This window comes from Actinocrinis sp., assembly GCF_035653575.1.
Taxonomy (GTDB): domain Bacteria; phylum Actinomycetota; class Actinomycetes; order Streptomycetales; family Catenulisporaceae; genus Actinocrinis.
Map to the genome: position 1 here is coordinate 107,898 of NZ_DASRBQ010000022.1, position 19,609 is coordinate 127,506.

The following is a 19,609-nucleotide window of genomic DNA, read 5'->3' on the forward strand; positions in this document are numbered from 1 at the left end:
CTCGGCGCGGCCCGCGCCGCATTCGTGTGTCCGCGACGTCGGCGATCAGGAACTCGCGCACACGCCGCCGTGTGCCGCGCCGTATACGTTGCCCCACAACGTGGAGTCCGTCACGGGGGTTGTCGTCAACGTGTTCGGCAGGCCGTCGACCGGCTTGGCGATGTTGATCGTCTGCTGGGTCGCGGTGACGAACGGCGCGACGATCGGGTCGGCGAGGTTGGTGTCGCCGTTGTACGTCACGTTCTGCAGCGTCGGCGCGCCGCCGCCCGGGTCGCCCTCCTTGTGCGTCACGCCCTTGGCCGCGTCGATCGCGTACTGCAGGGCATACTGCGCGTAAAGGTTCGCCGGCTGCGACTGCGCGGCGTCCAGCGTGCCCTTCTGGATGTCGCACATCTCGAACGGAACGCCGTCGTCGCTGATCAGGATGACGTGGTTGGCCGCGCCGACCTTGCCGTAGCCCTTGGACTGCAACAGCGGGATGATGCCCGTGTCAGGGCTGCTCCACTGCGCGTAGATCGCCTTGAGCTGCGAACCGTAGGCGTTGACCGCGTTCTGCGCGTCGCTGACGGCGGTCGCCTCGGTCCAGTTCGTCGGCTCCTTCAAGAGCTTGACAGCGGGCGCGTTCTGCGCGACGCAGCTCTCGAACGAGGTCGAGCGGTCGCCTCCGTTGGAGGAGGCGAGGTCGCCCTCGAGATCGAGCACGTATCCGGACTGCACCTTGCTGGTGATGTACGCGCAGGCGTCCTGGCCGTAGAGCGTGTTCGACGCCCGCACGACCATGTACACGTGCCCGACGCCCACGATGGTGTCCACCGACACCAGCTGCACGTGGTGCGCGTTCGCGTAGTTGATCGCCGGGCCGAGGCTGGTCGCCGTCTCCGGGTTGACGATGATCGCCTGCGCGCCCTGGTTCACCAGCTCCTCGATCTGCTGGTTCTGCAGCGAGGCGTCGGCCTGGGCCAGCAGCGGGCCGATCAGCTGGACCTTGTCCTGGTCGGCGTACTGCTTCTCGTAGTTGATGTAGGCGGCCCAGAACGCGGTGTTGTTGTAGGTCAGCGCGACGCCGATCTTGATCTGCCCGCCCGAGGAGGTGCCCGGGTTGTTGTTGGTGGTGTGGGATCCGCAGCCGGCGGCGGCGAGGGTCAGCGCCGCCGCGACCGCTGCGATGCGTGATGTGTGCCGCGCTCGGCGCGGCGCGGGGTGACGGTCCAACGGTTTCTCCTGGAGTCTCGGCGCTGAGAATCGAATGGAACCGGGCTGAGCGAGATCGCCCTTACTCGGACTGCAACATAGGTCGGATGAATTGGCCAGTCAACGTTCGAGATGAAAGCGATATGAAGTTCAGCGGTGAGGTCGGTGGTGCTGCTGATTTGGACGTTCGATGATCATTCGACAGTTCGCCCGCAGGCGGCATCCAGCCAGCACACCGACCGGAGATCGGAGCACTGACCGGGTGGCCAGTCATCGGGTCCCGGCCCCCGGCGGCCGCAGCCGCAGCCCGGCCATGCCGCCGTCCACGGCCAGGGACGTGCCGGTCGTGGATCCGGACAGCGGGCTGGCCAGATACGCGATCGCGCCGGCGACCTCCGCCGCGGAGACGAGGCGGCCGAGCGGCTGGCGGGCCTCCAGCGCGGCGCGCTCCCGCGCCGGGTCCGGTGACTGGTCCAGGAGCCTGCTGACCCAGGGCGTGTCCGCGGTGCCCGGGTTCACGCAGTTGACCCGTACGCCTTCGCGCACATGGTCCGCGGCCATGGCCAGGGTCAGCGAGAGCACCGCTCCCTTGGTCGCCGAGTACAGCGCGCGCTGCGGCAGTCCCGCGGTCGCAGCGATCGAACACGTGTTGACGATCGCGGCGTGCGACGATCTGCGCAGGTGGGGGAGGGCAGCGCGGGCCGTGCGGACCATGCCGAAGACGTTCACGTCGAACACGCGTTGCCACTCGGCGTCGTCGTTGTCCTCCACGGTGCCGATCGCGCCGACGCCCGCGTTGTTGACCAGCACGTCGATGCCGCCGAACACGGCGACGACCTCGGCGATCGCCGCGCGCACCGAGTCGTCGTCCGTCACGTCCGCCGGTACGCAGATCCACGACGGCGACTCGTTCTTGCGCTCGGCCTCGCCGATCGCCAGGTCCAGCACCGCGACCCGCGCGCCCCGCTCGGCCAGCAGCGCGGCCGTCGCGGCGCCGATTCCCGACGCGCCGCCGGTGACCACGGCCGCCAGGCCCGCGAAATCGCGCGAGCCCGCCGCGGAATCCGCGCCCTGGTCCGCTGCCTCGCTCATCTACTGCACCGCCTCCATCCGCTCCTGCCACACCGGGCCGTCCGGGAACAGATACCGCGCCCGGCTGACCGGCAAAATCTCCGCGCCGAATCCGGGCCGGGTAGGGGCCTGATACCGCCCGCCCTTGATCCGCACCGGGTCGGCGAAGTGCTCGTGCAGGTGGTCCACGTACTCGATCACCCGGTCCTCCATCCGGCTGGTCACCGCGACGAAGTCGAACATCGACAGGTGCTGCACCAGCTCGCACAGGCCGACGCCGCCGGCGTGCGGGCACACCGGAACGCCGAACTTGGCCGCCAGCAACAGGATCGCGACGTTCTCGTTGACCCCGCCGACGCGGGCCGCGTCGATCTGCACGATGTCTACCGCGTCGGCCTGCAGCAGCTGCTTGAACACGACCCGGTTCTGCACGTGCTCGCCGGTCGCCACCTTGACCGGCGAGACCCCGCGGCGGATCGCGGCGTGCCCGAGCACGTCGTCCGGGCTGGTCGGCTCCTCGATCCAGTACGGATCGAACTCGGCGAGCGCGCCCATCCAGGCGATCGCCTCGTTCACGTTCCAGCGCTGATTCGCGTCGACCGCGATGCGCACCGCCGGACCGACCGCTTCACGCGCGGCCCGGAACCGGCGCACGTCGTCGGTCAGCGAGGCGCCGACCTTCAGCTTGATCTGGGTGAACCCGTCCGCCACCGCCTGGCGGGCCAGCCGGGTCACCTTCGCGTCGTCGTAGCCGAGCCAGCCGGGGGAGGTCGTGTACGCCGGGTACCCGTCCCGCAGCAGGATCCTCTCGCGCTCAGCCCGCCCCGGCTCGGCCGCCTCGAGCAACTCCAGCGCCTCCTCCGGGGAGAGCGCGTCGACCAGGTAGCGGAAGTCGACCAGGCCGACCAGCTGCTTCGGGGTCAGGTCGCTCAGCAGCTTCCACACCGGCTTGCCCGCGCGCTTGGCGGCCAGGTCCCAGGCGGCGTTGACCACGGCGCCGATCGCCATGTGCATGACGCCCTTCTCCGGGCCGAGCCAGCGCAGCTGGCTGTCGCCGACCAGCTCCGCGCTGAACCGGCCGAGGTGGTCGAGCACCTCGTCGAGCGGCCGGCCGACGACGAACGGGCGCAGCGCGCCGATCGCGGCGGTGACCACGTCGTTGCCCCGGCCGATGGTGAAGCAGAAGGCGTGTCCTTCCAAGCCGTCGGTGTCATCGGTGCGCAGGATGACATACGCGGCCGAATAGTCGGGGTCCGGATTCATCGCGTCCGAGCCGTCCAGCGTCGCCGAGGTCGGGAAGCGCAGGTCGAGGCAGTCGAGCGTGGTGATGAGGGCGGCGCGGGCCATGCGGCGTAACCCCTTCGGCGATCCCCGCGCACGGAGACCGATCGTCCAGCAGCAGTCATCCGATGTATACGCCCGCGCTTTCGGCGTTGTCCAGTGTCGAACCGGTAAGCGTCCGAGAACCGCGCCGGAGCGTCCCGATATAGGTTCTTTCGTGCCCGCAAGAATGGTCGGATGACACGCGCTGCCAGTAGAGTCCGCTGCATGAAGCTTCTGCGCATCGGCGAACCCGGCCGCGAGCGCCCGTACGTGGCCCTCGACGGAAACCTGGTCCTGGACGTCTCCGACCTGACCACCGACTTCACCCCGGACTTCCTGGCCGGCGGCGGACTCGACAGGCTGCGCGCCGCGGTGGCCGAGCGCGCGGCCGAGGCCGTGCCCATGCCGCAGGGCGTGCGCGTCGGCGCCCCCGTTCCGCGCCCTGGCAAGATCGTCTGCATCGGCCTGAACTACGCCGACCACGCCGCCGAGACCGGGGCCGAGATCCCCAAGGAGCCGGTCGTCTTCATGAAGGCCCCTGACACGGTGGTCGGCCCGAACGACGAGGTGCGCATCCCGCGCGGCTCCACGAAGACCGACTACGAGGTCGAACTCGGCGTGCTGATCGGCGCCAGGGCCCGCTACCTGGAGTCGGCGCGGGAAGGCCTCGCCGCCGTCGCCGGCTACCTGGTCTGCAACGACGTCTCAGAGCGCGAATTCCAGCTGGAGCGCGGCGGCACCTGGGACAAGGGCAAGAGCTGCGAGACCTTCAACCCGGCCGGCCCGTACCTGGTCACCGCCGACGAGGTGCCCGACCCCGGCGCGCTGGACCTGTGGCTCGACGTGAACGGGCAGCGCCGGCAGAGCTCGAACACCAAGAACCTGATCTTCGGCGTCGGGGAGATCATCCGCTACGTCAGCCGGTTCATGGTCCTCGAACCCGGAGACCTGATCAACACCGGCACACCGGGCGGCGTCGCACTGGCCACCGGCCGCGCCGAGGACTACCTCAAGCCCGGCGACGTGGTGGAGCTCGGCATCTCCGGCCTCGGCTCGCAGCGGGTGACTTTCGTCCCAGCGCCCTGACGAAGTACTCCGGCCGATAGTCAGTCGTGCCATGATCCGGGCATGCAGCGGCTCGCGCGCGAACTCGGCGCCCGGGTCACGGCGACGGTGCTCGCCTCGTCGTGGAACGGCGGCGGGAAGTCCGGCTCTGAGTGAGGCCGCCGGCTACTCGCAGCCGCGCTGGGCCATGGTGAGATAGCCGAGGAAGGTGAACATCGTCTCGCCGGGTTCGAGCGCCTTCGGCGGCGCGTCCGCCCGGCGGCGGTGCACGCCCACGCCGAAGTCGCCCGGCTCGGTGACGAATTCGAGCTCGAATCCGCTCTGCGCGAACCAGTCGCAGATCTGCGGGACCAGGTCCGGCTCCTTGCGGTGCCGCGTCCAGACGGTCGTGCCGCCGGGAGCGCACAGCGCCGCGCAGTAGCCGATCGTGCGGCGGATGTCCTCGTTGGTGATGTTGCCGAAGATGCCGCAGGCGAGCACCAGGTCGGCTGGGGCGTAGGCCAGGTAGTTGTCGGTGAGCGCGGCGTCGCCGGTCACCACCTCGATGCCGGCCAGGCCGAGGTCGCGCACCCGCTGCCGGGCCGCGTCCGCGTTGCGCGGGTCCAGCTCGACCAGTACCGCGGTGACGTCGTCGCGGCGCGGATGGTTCTCGAGCACGCCGAGCAGGTCTCGGCCCTGGCCCGCGCACATCGACAGCGCCTTGATCGGGCCCGGCGCCGCGGCGTCGAGGGCGCGCGTGATGCGGTCCTGCACCACGACCAGCCGCCGGGCGAGCCAGGAGGCGGGGTCCTCGTATCGCTCGTGCCAGGCGAGCCAGTCTTGTTCCGCGGTCACGCCCGCAGCCTATTCATCGGCCGCCGCGCGGACCACGGATTAATCGGCCCGCCGCCGTTGCCGCGGCGACGTCGGCGGGCCGGTCCGTCAGTGATCCGTGTCGCGGTCCTGCTCGGCGAGGAACTGCTCGAACTGCCTGGCCAGCTCCTCGGCGGTCGGGATCTGCACGGCCTGGTCGGCGAGCAGGTTGGTCTGCGGCGTGGACCCGGCCACGGTGTCGTACTGCACCTCGAGCCCGTGGATCATCGAACGCAGATCGTCATCGCCCTGCGCCACCTGCGCCTCGATCTCCGCCTCGACCCGCTGCGCCTGCGTGTGCAGCTCCTGCGCCGGCAGCACCAGGCCGGTCGCCGAGGTGATCGCCTCCAGGATGCGCACCGCCGCCGCCGGGTACGGCGAACGGGAGATGTAGTGCGGGATCTGCGCGGCCAGGCCGAGCACCGCGTGCCCCTGCTGGCTGAGCCGGTACTCGGTCAGCGCCATCGCGGAGCCCGGCACCTGCGCCCGGTCGAACCACGCGGTGTACCCGGCCAGCAGGTCCTGCCGGTTGCCGTGCGGGATCAGCGTGGTGGGGCGGGTGTGCGGCACCGCGAACGGGATGCCGTGGAAGTTGACCGACAGTGTCACGCCCAGCTTGTCCACCATGTCGATCATCGCCCTGGTGAACCGCTCCCACTCGGTGTCCGGCTCGGGGCCGTACATGACCAGGAACGGTGTGCCGATCGCGTCGCGGCCCAGCTTCACGTCCAGCGTCGGCGCCTCGTAGGCGGACCAGTGGTCGGTGTCGAAAGTCATCGTCGGACGCTGCGCCCGATAGTCCACCAGCCGGTCCGTGTCGAACCTGGCCACCACCGGGTTGCCCGGCTGCCCGTCCTCGCCGACCCCCTCGAACTGGAACTTCTCGCTGAGCACGTGGTCGACGACCTGCTCGGCGGCGTGCCCGGCGTCCATGAAGCCCTCGAAGTGGTACAGCAGCACCAGGTCGCCGCCCTGTCCGGAGCCCCCGGAGGAGCCCGCCCGCGCCTCGGCCATCGCGTCCAGCCCAGCTTGGTCCAGCTCGTAGAGTGGCTCGCCCACGGTCGGTTCCGTCCCATCCGTCATCGCGTCCCGCTGTCGCCGCCCGCGCGGTCACCCGCCGAATGGCACACCGGCTAACAGTCTGCCAACATCAGGGCCCCGTTGCCCATTCCAGCCTCGCGCGCCGGCGCGTGGAGTCCTTGGTCGATGACGCGGGGCCGGTCCGCCCACGCCGCGTGGAGTACTTAGCCTCTTTGCATTCCCGCCGCCCGCCACTGGACTGCCGATGGACAGCAGTGTTCGAAATCGCTCCGTACCCAGGACGGACGCGACGCTGTCTCCAGCGGCTCTCTGGCGGACCAGGAGAACACGTTATGTCAGACTCCCTCGAACCTGACACGCCCGCTGCGGCCGAAGCGCCCGACAACCCACTCCCACTGGACAATACGCAGTCGCTCGATGACCTATCCGCACCTGGCGTTGAGAACACCGTCGGCGGCGACGCTCTCGACGAGGACGCGGAGGACTCGGCGGCCGAGCCCACGCGCCAACCGGTCCTCCTCACCCGGCGCACTCTTCTCGGCGTCGGCGGAATGATCATCGCCGGCGGTACTGCGTTCGCGCTGCCGCGCGGACGTGCGGCAGCACCCGTCACCGTGCGCAACGCCGCGGCGCGCCGCGCGGTGATGGCCATGTCCACGCCCAACCCGGTCCCCGGCGGCAGCCTCGACCCGCTCACCATCCCGAAATACGTCACCGCGCTCCCGCGCCTCGGCGTGATGCCGTCCACCGGCTCCGCCAGCTACAACGGCGCACCAGTCGACACGTACGTCATCGCCAGCCGTCAGTTCACCCAGCAGATGCTGCCCGCCGGATACCCGAGCACGACCGTCTGGGGTTACGGCGCGCCGTCCTCGACCGGAACCTTCCACGCCCCGGCCTTCACCATCGAGGCCAAGTACGGCCGGCCGGTCCGTGTCACCTGGGCCAACCAGCTCGTCGACAGCAGTGGAAGGTACCTGCCACACCTGTTCACCGTTGACCCGACCCTGCACTGGGCGAACCCGCCCGGAGGCGTCAGCGGCCGCGACTCGCACACCACGTTCACCTCGACGCCGCCGCCGTACACCGGCCCCGTCCCGCTGGTCACCCACCTGCACGGAGCCCACGTCACCGAGGAAAGCGACGGCTACCCCCAGGCGTGGACGCTGCCCGCCGCAAGCAACATCCCGGCCGGATACGCGGCCGTCGGCACCGTCTACGACCAATACAAGGCCGAGGCCGCACAGCGATACGGTGTCGCCTGGCAGCCGGGTTCCTCTACCTATCAGTATCCGAATGACCAACGCGCGACCGCGATGTGGTACCACGACCACGCGCTCGGTATGACGCGCGTCAACGTACAGTCCGGCCTGTCCGGCTTCTACCTGCTGCGTGGCGGCCCTGCCGACCTTCCGGCCGGCGTCCTGCCCTCCGGCACGCACGAAATCGCGATGGTGCTGCAAGACCGCAGCTTCAACAAGGACGGCTCGCTGTTCTTCCCGGACAGCCGCACGTTCTTCGGCGACACGACCGCCGGCGGCCCGTGGATTCCGACCACCGACACGCCGCCCTACTGGAACCCGGAGTACTTCGCGAACACCGTGGCGGTGAACGGCGCGCTCTGGCCGGTGTGGCACGTCGCGCGCCGCCGCTACCGGCTGCGCGTGCTCAACTCCTCCAACGCGCGCACGTACCTGCTCAAAGTGGTCACCAACCCGCTGGCCGACCGGCCGGCCAGCGCCGCCCTCCCGATCTGGCAGATCGGCTCCGACGGCGGCTTCCTCCCGGCCCCCGCGCAGCTCGACGAGGCGATCATCGCACCGGCCGAGCGCGCCGACCTGATCCTCGACTTCACCAACGTCCCGGCAGGCACCCAGCTGTACCTGATCAACGAGGGCCCGGACGAGCCCTACCACGGCGGCGTGCCCAACACCGACTTCATGGCGGCCGACTACTACACCACCGGCCAGGTGATGAAGATCGTCGTCGGCAACTCTGCCGCGGCGATAGCCGACGCTTCCGTCCCGCCCAGCCAGCTGAGCCTGCCCGCCATCGCGCCGCTCGGACGACCGGCCCAGACGTTCGGCGTCTCCCTCAACGAAATCGACTCCGCGTTCTACGACGGCGCGCCGATTTACGGCACCCTCGGCACGCTCAACGCGGACGGCACCGCGAACTCGCGATTCTGGGACGACCCGGTGGACGTCAAACCGGTCGCCGGCAACGTCGTCGAATTCGACCTGGTGAACTTCACCGTCGACGGACACCCGATCCACATCCACCAGACACAGTTCCAGGTGGTCAGCCGCACCGGCTCGGACGGCACCGTACGACCGCCGCAGCCCTGGGAGACCGGGACGAAAGACACCGTCCTCGCCTTCCCCGGCGAGACCACGAAACTGCGCGCCTACTTCGATATCCCCGGCCGCTACGTCTACCACTGCCACATCATCGACCACGAAGACAATGAGATGATGCGACCGTTCGACGTGCTGCCCTAGCGTCTCATTTGGAGCACGATTGGCCGGCCCCGGTTAACGCGAGGTGTGACTGCGCGTGGCGGCCCGGTAACGTCGGAACCGACCAGCGGCGACGGCCCCAACTGGCCGCCCGCCGCGCGCCGTCGTATGCCACGCGAGGAGCCGGCCGCGATGCAGCGAGCGCTTTACGAAGCCCCGAACCAAGGACCCGAGCCCCACGAATCAGCGCCATCTGTGCCAGCGCCGCGCGAAGCGGCGTCGCCCGCGGTGATCAGCGTCCGCGGCGAGGCCACGCTGCTGGTCGATCCGGAAGTCGCGGATCTGACAGTCGTCATAATCGCCCAGGCGCGGGACCGGCGCGAGGCGTTCGAACGACTGGTGAAACGCAACGACGAAGTGCTGAGCCTCGTGCGCTCCTACGGCGATTCGATCGACCGGGTCGAGTCCACCGGCGTGTCAGTCGCCCCCGAGCTGCGCAAGGGTAAGGACGAGAAGATCCGCTCATACTCGGGTGCGGTACGCGTCCGAATCACCGTGGCGGATCTGGCGATACTCGGCGAGTTGCTGGCGCGGATCGCCGAGTTCGAGGCCGCCACAATCGACGGGCCGCACTGGCGGCTGCGCACCGCCTCGCCGGTGTACCGCGAAGCTCGAGGCCGCGCGGTCGCCGAGGCCGTCACGCGTGCCCGTGACTACGCCGAAGCGATCGGCAGCCGGATCACCGGGCTCATCGAGCTCGCCGACACCGGCCTGACCACCACGTCGGTAGTCCCGCGGATGGCCCGGGCTGCCGGGGGAGTGGTCTTCGGTGCGCGGGCCGTGCCCGCTCCCGCACCGGCCGAGCCTCCGGCGCTTGACCTGGAACCGCAGCAGCAGACGGTCTACGCCACCGTCGAGGCCCGATTCCAGGCCGCCCAACCCGATTTCCCGACTACCTGACCGCACTCGGGTCCGGGAGTGACCGCGCCGTTCACCGCCGCGTCGGCCGCCCGATCTTGCGCACCGCCAGCCCGGCACCCGCCAGGCACACGACGGCCAGCGCCCCGAGCAACGCCATGTCCTGAGTCCACGCCATAACGGTCGGCGCATGCGCGGGATCGCAGTTGACCATCCCCATGCCGCCGTTCGGCATCGGCCCCATCGTCTCCGCGCCATTGCAGCCGTCGCCGAGCAGTTGGTCGAGCGATGCGGTACTCGCCGCCGCGGAATAACCCCAGCGTGCGCCGGACACGTACGCGACCTCGTTAAGGCCAGGGGTGTCGCGTACCGGAAATGCCGAGCCGCTCAGCACGAACTGCGCGAACAAGATCACCGGGAGGATCGTCAGCACCTTGTCCGCGTTGCTCGCGCGCGCCGAGACCAGCAGCCCAAGAGACATCGCGGCCAGGCCGGTGGCGCTGACCACCAACGCGATTTCGATCCGGCCGTTGTGCAGCACCACCCCGCGCGCTAGGCCACCCTGACGCAATAGTGCGATATACGTCAGGATGAAGGACTCGACGACGGTGATCGCGCCGAGCACCAGGGTCTTGCTCATGAGATACGCCCATACCGAAAGCCCGACCGAGCGCTCGCGCGCCAAGATCGCGCGTTCCTTCACGATTTCCCGGATGGCGTTTGACGCGCCCAGATAGCTGGCCGCGAGAATCAGCGAGAGTAGTACCGTCGTCGAGTTCTGCGCCGCCGCCAGGGTGCCCGGCTTCAGGTTGCCGGTCCCGAACGAGCCGAGCATCAGCAGTCCGAGGATCGGCGCCTGCGCCATCAGCAGCAGCGTGTTGCGGCGGTCCGCGGCGATAAGAGCCACGTAACGCCGAATGAGCGTCACCAATTGACGCAACGCGTGCGGGCTACGGCCGGGCGCATGCGGCTGCGCCGTGGCCAGCTTCAATCGGCCGCGCTGCGCCTCCAGCGGCTCGGTGACGTAGCGCTGCTCGATCGTGGTCCCGGCGAACGCCTCGCGTACCGTTCGGGGCGCCGCGCGGTCGAGGTGCTGGAAAACCTCCGGATAGCCAGGCTGCCCGAAAAACGACAGCGCGTCCTCCGGCGGCCCGAAGTACGCGGTCTGGCCGCCGGGCGCGAGGAACAGCAGACGATCACACAAATCAAGGCTTTGTATCGAATGGGTGACCGTGAGCACGGTGCGCCCGCCGTCGGCCAGCTCGCGCAGCAGCTCCATGACGCTTTTCTCGTAGCCGGGGTCGAGGCCCGAGGTCGGCTCGTCGAGGATCAGCAGGGAGGGCCGGGTCAGCAGCTCGATCGCCACCGAGGTCCGCTTGCGCTGCCCACCCGAGAGCTTCTCCACCCGCATTCCGGCGCGGTGCTCAAGCCCCAGCTCGCGCATCACCGCCTCGACCCGCATCGCCCGCTCGCTGCGCGGTACATCCGGGGGGAAGCGCAGCCGCGCGGCGTAGTCGAGCGCTGCCCGTACGGTCAGCTGCGGATGGAGGATGTCGTCCTGCGGCACGTACCCGATCCGGTTACGCAGCTCCGCGAACGCTCCATATACGTCGCGGCCGTTATACAGCACCGATCCACGATCGGCCGGCCGAGCACCCGTCAGCGCCCTAAGCAGCGTCGACTTCCCAGCCCCTGTCGGCCCGAGTACCGCCAGGAGTTGCCCACCGTCCAGCGCGAAACTAACCCCACTCAGCAGCTTGCGACGCCCCGCGTGCACGCTCAAATCGAGTGCCGCGAACGCGGAAACTCCGGTATCGACGTACTCTTCCAGCGTCCCGTGCTGCAGTCGCAGCAACGTGTGTCCGACCGCGACAAGCGAACCCTCGCGCACCCGCGCACGCCCCGACACAAAGCGGCCGTCGACGAACGTGCCGTTGTGACTGTCGAGGTCGACGATCTCCAATCCGCCGTCCTGCGCGGTACGCAGCTCCGCGTGATGCCGCGAGGCGAGCAGGTCGTCGACGACGATGTCGTTGTCGAGCGCGCGCCCGATGCGTATTCGCGAGCTCGATGTGCGGTACGTACCCGTGAAGACGCCCGGTGCGCTCTCGCCGGGCGCGTACATCGGCGGATCGGGTGTGTGCGGGTCGGGTGCACCGAACGGCACAGGCGGCACGAGCCGTATACGCGCCGCGCCATTCGTCGTGCCGAGCGTCAACGTCATCGGTCGGTCCACGGTCATCCGTGCGATGCGTGAACCGTCCAGGTACGTACCGTTACTCGACTGGTCCTCGAAGACCCAAGCGCCACCGGGGTCCCGCCGCAAGACAGCGTGCTGCCGGGAGGCAGCGGTATCGAGAACGACGACGTCGGCAGCCGCGTCGCGGCCGATGGTGACCGGCCGCGACCCGTCGAAGTACCGCTCCGAGCCCGCAGGCAGGACCTGGAGTGTCAGCATTCTGGCGGCGAAGGTGTGGGTGCCGTCCATGCCGCGCATCATCCCAGAGGCCCATGACGCGCGCCACAAGATCGGCGAAACAGCCGTAAGGCTCACTCAGCGCACCCGGTCCGCCACGTTTGTCAGCGCCACGGGCCTCAGCACCACCAGATACACGTCCTACCCGAACACCCGCCGCCGGATCAGGAAGCTGTGCACCGTACCGCCGAGCCACGACGCGCCAAGGCAGGCAAGCAATAGCTCCCCGGCCGCAGCGTGCGTCCCCGTCCGGACCGGCGAAGCGGCCGAGACGGCGAACGCGGCGCCAACGAAGACCGTGTAGCAGATCGTTGCGATAACAAGCACGCGCGACCGCAGCCGGTACGCGGCGTATCCGATGCCGACCGGCGTCAGGAGCCCGATGCTCACGAGCGGCAGCAGCGCCCACGCGAACGACGCAGCCGTGCCAGCCGTCAGCCGCCGGCCAGACGTAGTCGCACTCGCGCCCACACCCGCAGCCCCAATCCCCTCCGCCGCACTCGCGCCCGCAGCCCCGGCCCCCTCCGCCGCGACGCCGCCCACCACATCGTCACCGACCCGCGCAGCATCTTCCCCCGCCCCGGCAAGCCCTTCCTCCCGCCGCTCCGCCACCTCATCCCCACCACACGCGCAGCCGTCCGCAACGACGTCCATCAACGCCGACCGCGCGCCGCCCTCGCCGCCAGCCGCACCCATGCCACCCGCCAGGCCAGTGTCGCCTTCCCCCGCCTCGCCTTGCCTCGCCCCGTCTTCCCCTTCCTCCGTCCGCAGCGGAGGAAAGTGAAGGACCGCCTCCAGCGCCGAGCCAGTGAAGACGTCCGAGGGACGCACCTCGGTCGGCTCGGGCGTCAGCTCTGTGCGGGGATGCACAAGCGACACCACGCGCCGATGCGGATCCGCCTCGACTTCCGGCTCCCGCGTCCCCAGCTCCACCTCGCGGTCGCCCTCAGTCTCTTCCTCCCCCTCCCCACTTACTCCCTCATACGCCTCATCCCCACCTGCGCCCCCCACCTCGATTCCTGCCTCCACCCCTACCCCCGCCTTTACCCCTGCCCCTACCTTTCCCCCCGCCTTGCCCCCTCCACCTTCACCCCGCCCAGTACCCACCGCCCCCTTCTCGCCCCGAGCCTCGCCGGTGTCAGCTCCCGCGCCCACCTCATCTCCGGCCAGCAACTGGTCGCCCTCCGCGAGCCCCAGCACCGGGATGCCGGCCGTCCGCGCCCGCACGACCCGCGCGTCCTGCTCGCCGACGCCGTCCTCGGCGACGACGTGCGTAACCCGCACGGAGAACCGCTGGGCGAGCTCGGCCCCCGCCTGCGTGGCCCGCTCTCGGAAGGCGACCGCGTCGTCACCGGTGCCAAGCACCAGCAGCCGCAGAGCGCGGTCGGAACGCTGCGTTGGAATCGCGGCGGGCTGCTTGGAAGAGGAGATCGCGTCCGCCCGGTCCGAAGGAGTCACTGTCGTCACGTCCGGGGAGCCTAGGATGCCCGTGACCAGCCAGCGAGCACCCGCGCCCCACCGCGCCGCCACCCTCACCCGTTCGGCCCCACACCCCGCGACCCGCCGAGCCCCAGCCATTGAATGTGCGAAGCGCCCCCGCGATCAGGTACAGTTCTACCCGTCGCCGGGCCCCGGAAGCCAACTGGTAACGTACCCGGCACATGCGGACGTGGCTCAGTTGGTAGAGCATCACCTTGCCAAGGTGAGGGTCGCGGGTTCGAATCCCGTCGTCCGCTCGCGGCCGGCCCAGCCGGTTCCCGAGGACGATTAGCTCAGCGGGAGAGCGCTTCCCTGACACGGAAGAGGTCACTGGTTCAATCCCAGTATCGTCCACCACGACAGCCTTACTCCAACCACTGACCCACCAGGTCAGCAGGTCAGAGTGGATGACAAGATCGGTAGTGTCGGCGCCGGAGTCCGTGAGGAGTCCGGCGCTTTTCGTGGTCTCGTTAGCTAACAAGACGCTCGCTTGGGCGATCACGTACTCCTGGTGCGCACCGACCAAGACGGCGAACGGCTCGCGCAGCTCCGCTTCGGTGATCTTCTCGCCGTCCACGTAGAGCTTGGTGAAGCACGCCTTGTTCAGCATGGCTTTGACCACTTCACTGCCGTGACGGTAGGCGGCCTGTGGTGTTTCGAGCAGGGCAATCGCGTCGTGCATGACCTGTTGGCCGACGTCCAAGCGCTGGTCGGCTCGCTGGATGGCGTGGCGCAGGATAGAGCCACATGGCAAGACGAACAGTTTGCTGACCTCTTTCCGCGGGGCGCAACTTCGGACACAGCGCTACAGGGAATGATCGATCGAGTGGTTAACGGTGGCGATAGAATCAGTTTTAATCTTGAGGGCATGAAAGATATCCCTGGGATCCTTAGCGGCAAGACAGCGGCAGGGCTCAATACGTCAATCGAGCTTCGTTACGTGTGTGGAAACGCGGCGGCTCGGGCGGTGACGACGTTCTATGGCGGCGACGCACCGTGTTAGCGGAGGGTTTTCATGAATGACGATGCCCTAAAGAATGGCGAGGGAGCCGAGCACGATTGGAATCTCCTAGTCGAGGCGTATCGACCGCCGCATGAGGAGAGCGACTGGTTTTCTCCGATTATTTGGCCACTGCTAGAGGCGGCAATGCGGCAACCCTTCCTTCGTGCATTTTTTCCAAGCACCGCGATGAATCATTTGGTCATCTATTGGAATGACCAAGCATGGTGCGCCGCCGAGGAAGAACGCTGGCCAGCTATTTCGGTTTCATCCGACGGTATTTATACGGTGCGTAGTGATGCTTGGTCTAGGAATGCCAGAGAGCTGCTGACAACAAGCGATCCGGAGGTGGCCGCTAATTTCCTGGCCGCCAAAATAGGGAATATTAAAGATCGGGTTTCTGGCAGCCCGGGCAGCCCATCCGCATAATCCTCAGCTGACGCGTGAGCGGGTGCGGCCCTTGTCGGCTTGGGTGTCAGGTACGCACAGGGTGCGCGACACGACGCGCCGAGCGCCGTGCTCGCCTGAGTGGCGTCGGTGCTCGCGGTCGCGCCATAGAAGACCCATGACTCCGCCCGACTTCGACTACGAAGTTCGTGCAGCGCGCGTTATCCGCTATGCACGGGGCGATCTTCCCCGCTGTGGTACCTGACTTGTGACAAGATCAGCGGCTTGGGAGGTCGGCAGGTCGCTGACGTGCGGCTTCCTGTGTTTGGCGTCGTGGATTTGCGCACTAATCCGAGGTCGTAGAGTTGCCGGGTGCCGTACGTGCGGACTGTGAAGACGGCGTCGGGTGCCACGGCGGTGCAGATCGTCTACTCATCCCATCGCGGGTCGCGGGATATCGAGCACATCGGCTCGGCTCACGACGATGCGGAACTGGAGCTGCTGAAGACGGTTGCGCGGCAGCGGATGGCGGCCGGGCAGGGTGAGCTTGATCTGGGCCTGGATGTCGGCGCGCGGGTGGCCCGTTGCCGATCACGTCCGCGCGGATGGGCGCCCTGCTCGATGCCCTGGAGCAGGCCTACCGTGTGCTGGGGTTCGAGAGCGCGGCCGGTGGGGACGAAGTGTTCCGGCACCTGGTGCTGGCGCGGATCACCGAGCCGAGCAGCAAGCTGGACTCCCTGCGGGTGCTGGAGGAAGCGGCCGTCATCGCCGGAGGCGAAGCTCGAGCTGTTCCGTGAGCTGTTCGCGGGGCGCCAAGACGTGTACGCCCTACGGTGGGCCAGCGCGAAAGGCGGCAAATCCGGGTGGAGCCTGGCCGAGCGCGACCCGTTCGGCGCTCGGGAGCGTCCGCAGGATGAGCGGGAGTTTCTGCCGCTGACCGACGAGGTGCTGACGCGACATCTGGCCCGTACCGCACCGGGGGCACGGCAGGTGCACATCGGTTTGTACCCGATGCTGTCGGATGACAACTGCCGGCTGCTGGTGTGCGATTTCGACGACGCCGAATGGCAGGCGGACGCTGTTGCGTTCCACGCGGCGTGTGCCGGGGCTGGGGTGCCCGCCGCGCTGGAGGTCTCCCGCTCCGGTCACGGCGCGCACGTGTGGCTCTTCTTCACCGGTCCGGTGACCGCCGGTACGGCGCGGGCCCTGGGGTTCGGGATTCTGCGCCGGGCGATCGCGGCCCGCGGTCGCATGCGGCTGTCCAGCTACGACCGGTTCTTCCCGGCCCAGGACCTGCTGCCGGTCAATGCGCGCGGCGGCCAGCGCTTCGGCAACCTGATCGCGCTGCCCTTGCAGGGCGACTGCCGCGCCGCAGGCACCACAGTGTTCTGCGACCCAGTGAATCGCACCGGCTTCCGTCCTCACTTTCCGTCTTACCGCAGGTCATGTGCCCTGGGTTGGCTTAAAGTCAATGTGGCAGCTGTGGACGAAACCAGTGCGATGCAGCGATACTCGCGGTCGTCACACACTTGTTGAAGGGCTCTGATTCTGCCGGCGTCGTGCCGAGGGCATTCGGTCTGATTCCAGCGGTCTGCGACAGGGCTCGATACGCACGACCGCTGTACCTGCAGCGCGCGAGCGCACGGTGGTTTTACTCGGCGTGTGTGATCAGTTGGTGGCTAGAGTCGGCGGTGCAGGCGAAGAGCGCCTGTAGCCCGTCGCCAGCGATGCGCACGTAGGTGGGTTCGGAGTACTGCCAGTCGTACGGCTCGCCCCAGGTGAAGTCCGATGGTTCGGCCGGGAACCACCAGCCGTCCACGTCCTCGTTGCTCATGGCGTCGAGCAGTAGCCGTGTAGCACACTTCAGACAATGCATGCGGCTCACGGATCGGCGCCAGCCGACGCAGATCGGAACGCAGCACAGGCATGGCAAGAGGGAGAAGAACCTCGCAGAAGACTAACGTCCCGCTACGTTCTGTCACCCCTCCACACGGTCAGGGGCAGAGGCTACTCAAACCGTCAGAGCCACCCCGCTCGTGATCGCCGCAGGTCACGTGGCGGCGAGCACGCTTGTCTCACTGCTCAATCGGTAGCCGGGCGTCTTGTGTCAGGCATTGAGTCCGATAACGCCAGCGAAAACGGGCTCGCTTGAACCGACTGGCTCAGATCCGCTCCCCCCATGCCGTGCCGACTGTCTGCGAACCATGGCCTTCCTGGGTATGGTGTTCGCTGGCGACCCTGCGGCACACGACCGGGAGATCCGCCGAATCAGGGGGGTTTGATGAGCACAGATGCGCAGAACCAGCATGCGGAGGCCGAGGTGGTCGCAGCGGTCGAGGAGGGAACCGCGGACCGGTTATGTGCCGTAACGCAGCAGGCGCGCGCGGCGCAGGCTGTGGCCAAGCCGGCGGCCGAGTCTGACGTCGAAGCTGAGGCCGCGGCGCCCGCCGAAGCACCGCGGGAGGCGGGTTCTCGGGGCCTTCTGGGGACCGCGAAGTCTGCATTCGAAGTCGGCTTCGAATTGCGAAAAAGGTCTCTCGACCCTCCCGTTCGCGAGCCTCGCGCGGGTGACGGCGACGATGCGCAGCAGGACCAGCAGTGACCGACATGTCACAGGTCGGCCGGTCTTCGCCCGTCACCACGGCTGTACCGGCCGAGCCGGATTCGCCTGCGCCCGCCCTGGCGAGGGCGGACGGGGCGGTCGCCGAGTTCATCGGGCAGCAGTTCGAGTTGGAGCAGGCACAGCGCGAGTCGTTGGAGACGCGGGCACGGGCGGTCATCACCTCGTCGGGTGGGATGGTCACCATCCTGCTCGCACTCGCCGGCCTGGCGGCGAGGAGCAAGGCGCAGGTCCTGCCGCACGGGGCGGGCTACTGCGCCGCGGCGGCGGCGGTCGGGTTCGTACTCTCGTCGCTGGCGGCGATGCTGCCAGCCTGGCCTCGACGGACGCTGCTGGTCAGTACGGTCTCGATGGACGAGGCGCTACAGCAGGTCGGGCAGGCGACTGAAGAGGAACTGGCGCATGCCTTCTGCGCCGCGCGCGTCCGGCAGATCGCGATCGCCCGGGACGTCAGCGACAAGATGGCTGACCTGCTGCGGGTCGCGCTAGGTGTGCAGTCGCTCGCCGTCGCGTTGCTGGCCACCGCGACCGTCTGGACGGTCCTACTCGTACGCTAATCCGCTGGGCTCGAACCGAAGGTGGCTCCGGATGGACATGAGCTCGGACTCAGGTGCCGGCCGCTCGGCGGTGCTGCGGATCGACGCCGGCCGAGTTAGCTTCGTGTGCGGGGCGGTGTCCGTCGCCCAGGAGCACAGTGGACTGACATACCAGGCGCGGGAAGCGTTTCGCGAGCTGCGGGAGCTTCGCCAGGACACCGATGCGGTGTGGCGGGAGCTTGGGCTTGGGCTCGGCGAATCCTTTCTGGACGGGCCGGTCGGGGTCGCACTGGCGGGCGAGCTCGGGCATGCGGCGCGGACCGCGGAACCGCTGCGGCTCGCTCTCGACATTGCCGAGCCGGCGTTGGTGAACGTGCCGTGGGAGGCGATGGTGCTCCCGGCGCGATGTGACCGTTCGCGGCGGCAGACCGCGCTGGCGCATGACGGCGCGGTGCAGGTCTTCCGGCTCGTGGAACAAGACTCTGCGACGGGGATGGCCGCCGGGACGGCGAGCGCGACCGCGAGCGGGGCCGGCAGGCCGCCTCGGGATGCCGGGTCAGGCGGGGCACCACTCGAGGTGTTGGTGGCGATCGCGTTCCCAGAGCGCAGTGGGCTGGATCGACTGGATTACGAGCGGGAACTTGGGCTGATCCAGCAGGCGATGCGGCCGGCGATGGAGACCGGTGCGGTGTCGCTGCGGCTGCTCACCTGGGGAACGGTGGATGCGATCGGTGCCGCGCTGCGCGAGCGGCCCGCGGACATCCTGCACATCTCGTGCCACGCTGCTCCCGGAGTCCTCGCTCTGGAGACGGTCGACGGCGATGAGGACGTCGTAGACGCCAGGACGCTGGTCTCGCAGGTGTTCCCGCCGGACCGACCGGTTCCGATGGTGGTGCTGGCGGGCTGTTCCAGCGCGCTGGGCACGGTCGACGACGTACAGGGACCGCTGCCCGGCCTGGCCCACGCGCTGGTAGCCCGAGGAGTCGACGCGGTGGTGGCGATGACCGCGGATATCGCGGACGACTGTGCCGTCACGTTCGCCGCGGGGCTGTACAGAACCCTGGCGCAGGATCCGGCGCTGGCGCCGCTCGAGGCCGTGACCCGGACTCGCGCCGCGCTGGCACCCTTGCCGCTGGACGAGGTTGAAGCGTCCGGGCAGCGGCAGGCGCCGGAAGGCGAGCTGGAGCGGGA

At 68.7% G+C, this 19,609-nt stretch carries 17 protein-coding genes, 2 tRNA genes and 1 pseudogene; 12 read left to right on the forward strand and 8 right to left on the reverse strand.

The features are described 5' to 3' along the window. Positions 1-45 precede the first annotated feature (45 nt). The 3 genes from VFA06_RS03805 to VFA06_RS03815 all read right to left on the reverse strand — a co-directional run bounded on the left by VFA06_RS03805 (position 46) and on the right by VFA06_RS03815 (position 3,609). A complete protein-coding gene (locus tag VFA06_RS03805; RefSeq protein ID WP_324838973.1) occupies positions 46-1,212 on the reverse strand; it encodes a sugar ABC transporter substrate-binding protein in 1,167 nt (388 codons plus the stop codon). Positions 1,213-1,461: 249 nt separating this feature from the next. After that, positions 1,462-2,283, reverse strand: a complete 822-nt coding sequence (locus VFA06_RS03810) for an SDR family oxidoreductase (RefSeq protein WP_324838974.1) — start codon at positions 2,281-2,283, stop codon at positions 1,462-1,464. Then, positions 2,284-3,609, reverse strand: a complete 1,326-nt coding sequence (locus tag VFA06_RS03815; protein ID WP_324838975.1) for an enolase C-terminal domain-like protein — start codon at positions 3,607-3,609, stop codon at positions 2,284-2,286. It lies immediately after the preceding gene. Between the two features lie 201 nt (positions 3,610-3,810). Between VFA06_RS03815 and VFA06_RS03820 the strand changes: the two genes are divergently transcribed. Beyond that, positions 3,811-4,671 carry a fumarylacetoacetate hydrolase family protein gene (locus VFA06_RS03820; protein ID WP_324838976.1) on the forward strand — a complete coding sequence of 287 codons (861 nt, stop codon included), beginning with the start codon at positions 3,811-3,813 and terminating at the stop codon, positions 4,669-4,671. Positions 4,672-4,815: 144 nt separating this feature from the next. Here VFA06_RS03820 and VFA06_RS03825 read toward each other — a convergent pair whose 3' ends face one another. Both VFA06_RS03825 and VFA06_RS03830 read right to left on the reverse strand, forming a co-directional pair. Next, positions 4,816-5,484: a class I SAM-dependent methyltransferase gene (locus VFA06_RS03825; RefSeq protein WP_324838977.1), complete on the reverse strand. Its 669-nt coding sequence runs from the start codon at positions 5,482-5,484 to the stop codon at positions 4,816-4,818. An 87-nt stretch (positions 5,485-5,571) separates the two neighbouring features. Further along, the gene (locus VFA06_RS03830) at positions 5,572-6,516 is read right to left on the reverse strand and encodes a PAC2 family protein (RefSeq protein WP_414639819.1); all 945 of its coding nucleotides are present in this window, start codon (positions 6,514-6,516) and stop codon (positions 5,572-5,574) included. A 359-nt stretch (positions 6,517-6,875) separates the two neighbouring features. Between VFA06_RS03830 and VFA06_RS03835 the strand changes: the two genes are divergently transcribed. Continuing rightward, positions 6,876-9,044 carry a multicopper oxidase family protein gene (locus VFA06_RS03835; RefSeq protein ID WP_324838979.1) on the forward strand — a complete coding sequence of 723 codons (2,169 nt, stop codon included), beginning with the start codon at positions 6,876-6,878 and terminating at the stop codon, positions 9,042-9,044. Positions 9,045-9,290: 246 nt separating this feature from the next. Continuing rightward, positions 9,291-9,962, forward strand: a complete 672-nt coding sequence (locus VFA06_RS03840) for an SIMPL domain-containing protein (protein ID WP_324838980.1) — start codon at positions 9,291-9,293, stop codon at positions 9,960-9,962. A gap of 31 nt (positions 9,963-9,993) precedes the next feature. Here VFA06_RS03840 and VFA06_RS03845 read toward each other — a convergent pair whose 3' ends face one another. Further along, positions 9,994-12,408: an ATP-binding cassette domain-containing protein gene (locus tag VFA06_RS03845; protein WP_324838981.1), complete on the reverse strand. Its 2,415-nt coding sequence runs from the start codon at positions 12,406-12,408 to the stop codon at positions 9,994-9,996. 129 nt (positions 12,409-12,537) lie between these two features. After that, positions 12,538-13,863: a hypothetical protein gene (locus tag VFA06_RS03850; RefSeq protein WP_324838982.1), complete on the reverse strand. Its 1,326-nt coding sequence runs from the start codon at positions 13,861-13,863 to the stop codon at positions 12,538-12,540. Positions 13,864-14,059: 196 nt separating this feature from the next. Between VFA06_RS03850 and VFA06_RS03855 the strand changes: the two genes are divergently transcribed. The 6 genes and pseudogenes from VFA06_RS03855 (at position 14,060) to VFA06_RS03880 (ending at position 16,798) form a co-directional block, all read left to right on the forward strand. Next, a tRNA-Gly gene (locus tag VFA06_RS03855) sits at positions 14,060-14,132 on the forward strand. Between the two features lie 25 nt (positions 14,133-14,157). After that, positions 14,158-14,232, forward strand: a tRNA-Val gene (locus VFA06_RS03860). A gap of 154 nt (positions 14,233-14,386) precedes the next feature. Beyond that, positions 14,387-14,878 (forward strand): hypothetical protein, encoded by a 492-nt coding sequence (locus VFA06_RS03865; RefSeq protein WP_324838983.1) that lies wholly within the window; start codon positions 14,387-14,389, stop codon positions 14,876-14,878. A 12-nt stretch (positions 14,879-14,890) separates the two neighbouring features. Next, positions 14,891-15,304 (forward strand): DUF6193 family natural product biosynthesis protein, encoded by a 414-nt coding sequence (locus VFA06_RS03870; protein ID WP_324838984.1) that lies wholly within the window; start codon positions 14,891-14,893, stop codon positions 15,302-15,304. A 330-nt stretch (positions 15,305-15,634) separates the two neighbouring features. Continuing rightward, a pseudogene (locus tag VFA06_RS03875) lies at positions 15,635-16,026 on the forward strand (IS1634 family transposase); the annotation flags it as partial. A gap of 55 nt (positions 16,027-16,081) precedes the next feature. Then, entirely contained in the window at positions 16,082-16,798 is a 717-nt protein-coding gene (locus VFA06_RS03880; RefSeq protein WP_324838985.1) for a TOTE conflict system archaeo-eukaryotic primase domain-containing protein, read from the forward strand. A gap of 115 nt (positions 16,799-16,913) precedes the next feature. On the opposite strand, the gene VFA06_RS03885 is transcribed toward VFA06_RS03880, so the two are convergent. Beyond that, the gene (locus VFA06_RS03885; RefSeq protein WP_324838986.1) at positions 16,914-17,096 is read right to left on the reverse strand and encodes a hypothetical protein; all 183 of its coding nucleotides are present in this window, start codon (positions 17,094-17,096) and stop codon (positions 16,914-16,916) included. 447 nt (positions 17,097-17,543) lie between these two features. On the opposite strand from VFA06_RS03885, the gene VFA06_RS03890 reads away from it, so the two are divergent. The 3 genes from VFA06_RS03890 to VFA06_RS03900 form a co-directional block, all read left to right on the forward strand. Continuing rightward, positions 17,544-17,864, forward strand: a complete 321-nt coding sequence (locus tag VFA06_RS03890; RefSeq protein ID WP_324838987.1) for a hypothetical protein — start codon at positions 17,544-17,546, stop codon at positions 17,862-17,864. Continuing rightward, positions 17,861-18,439, forward strand: a complete 579-nt coding sequence (locus VFA06_RS03895) for a hypothetical protein (protein WP_324838988.1) — start codon at positions 17,861-17,863, stop codon at positions 18,437-18,439. Before VFA06_RS03890 ends, VFA06_RS03895 begins: the two co-directional genes overlap by 4 nt. 31 nt (positions 18,440-18,470) lie before the next feature. After that, positions 18,471-19,609: CHAT domain-containing protein (locus VFA06_RS03900; RefSeq protein ID WP_324838989.1), on the forward strand; the 1,139-nt coding region annotated here is incomplete at its 3' end.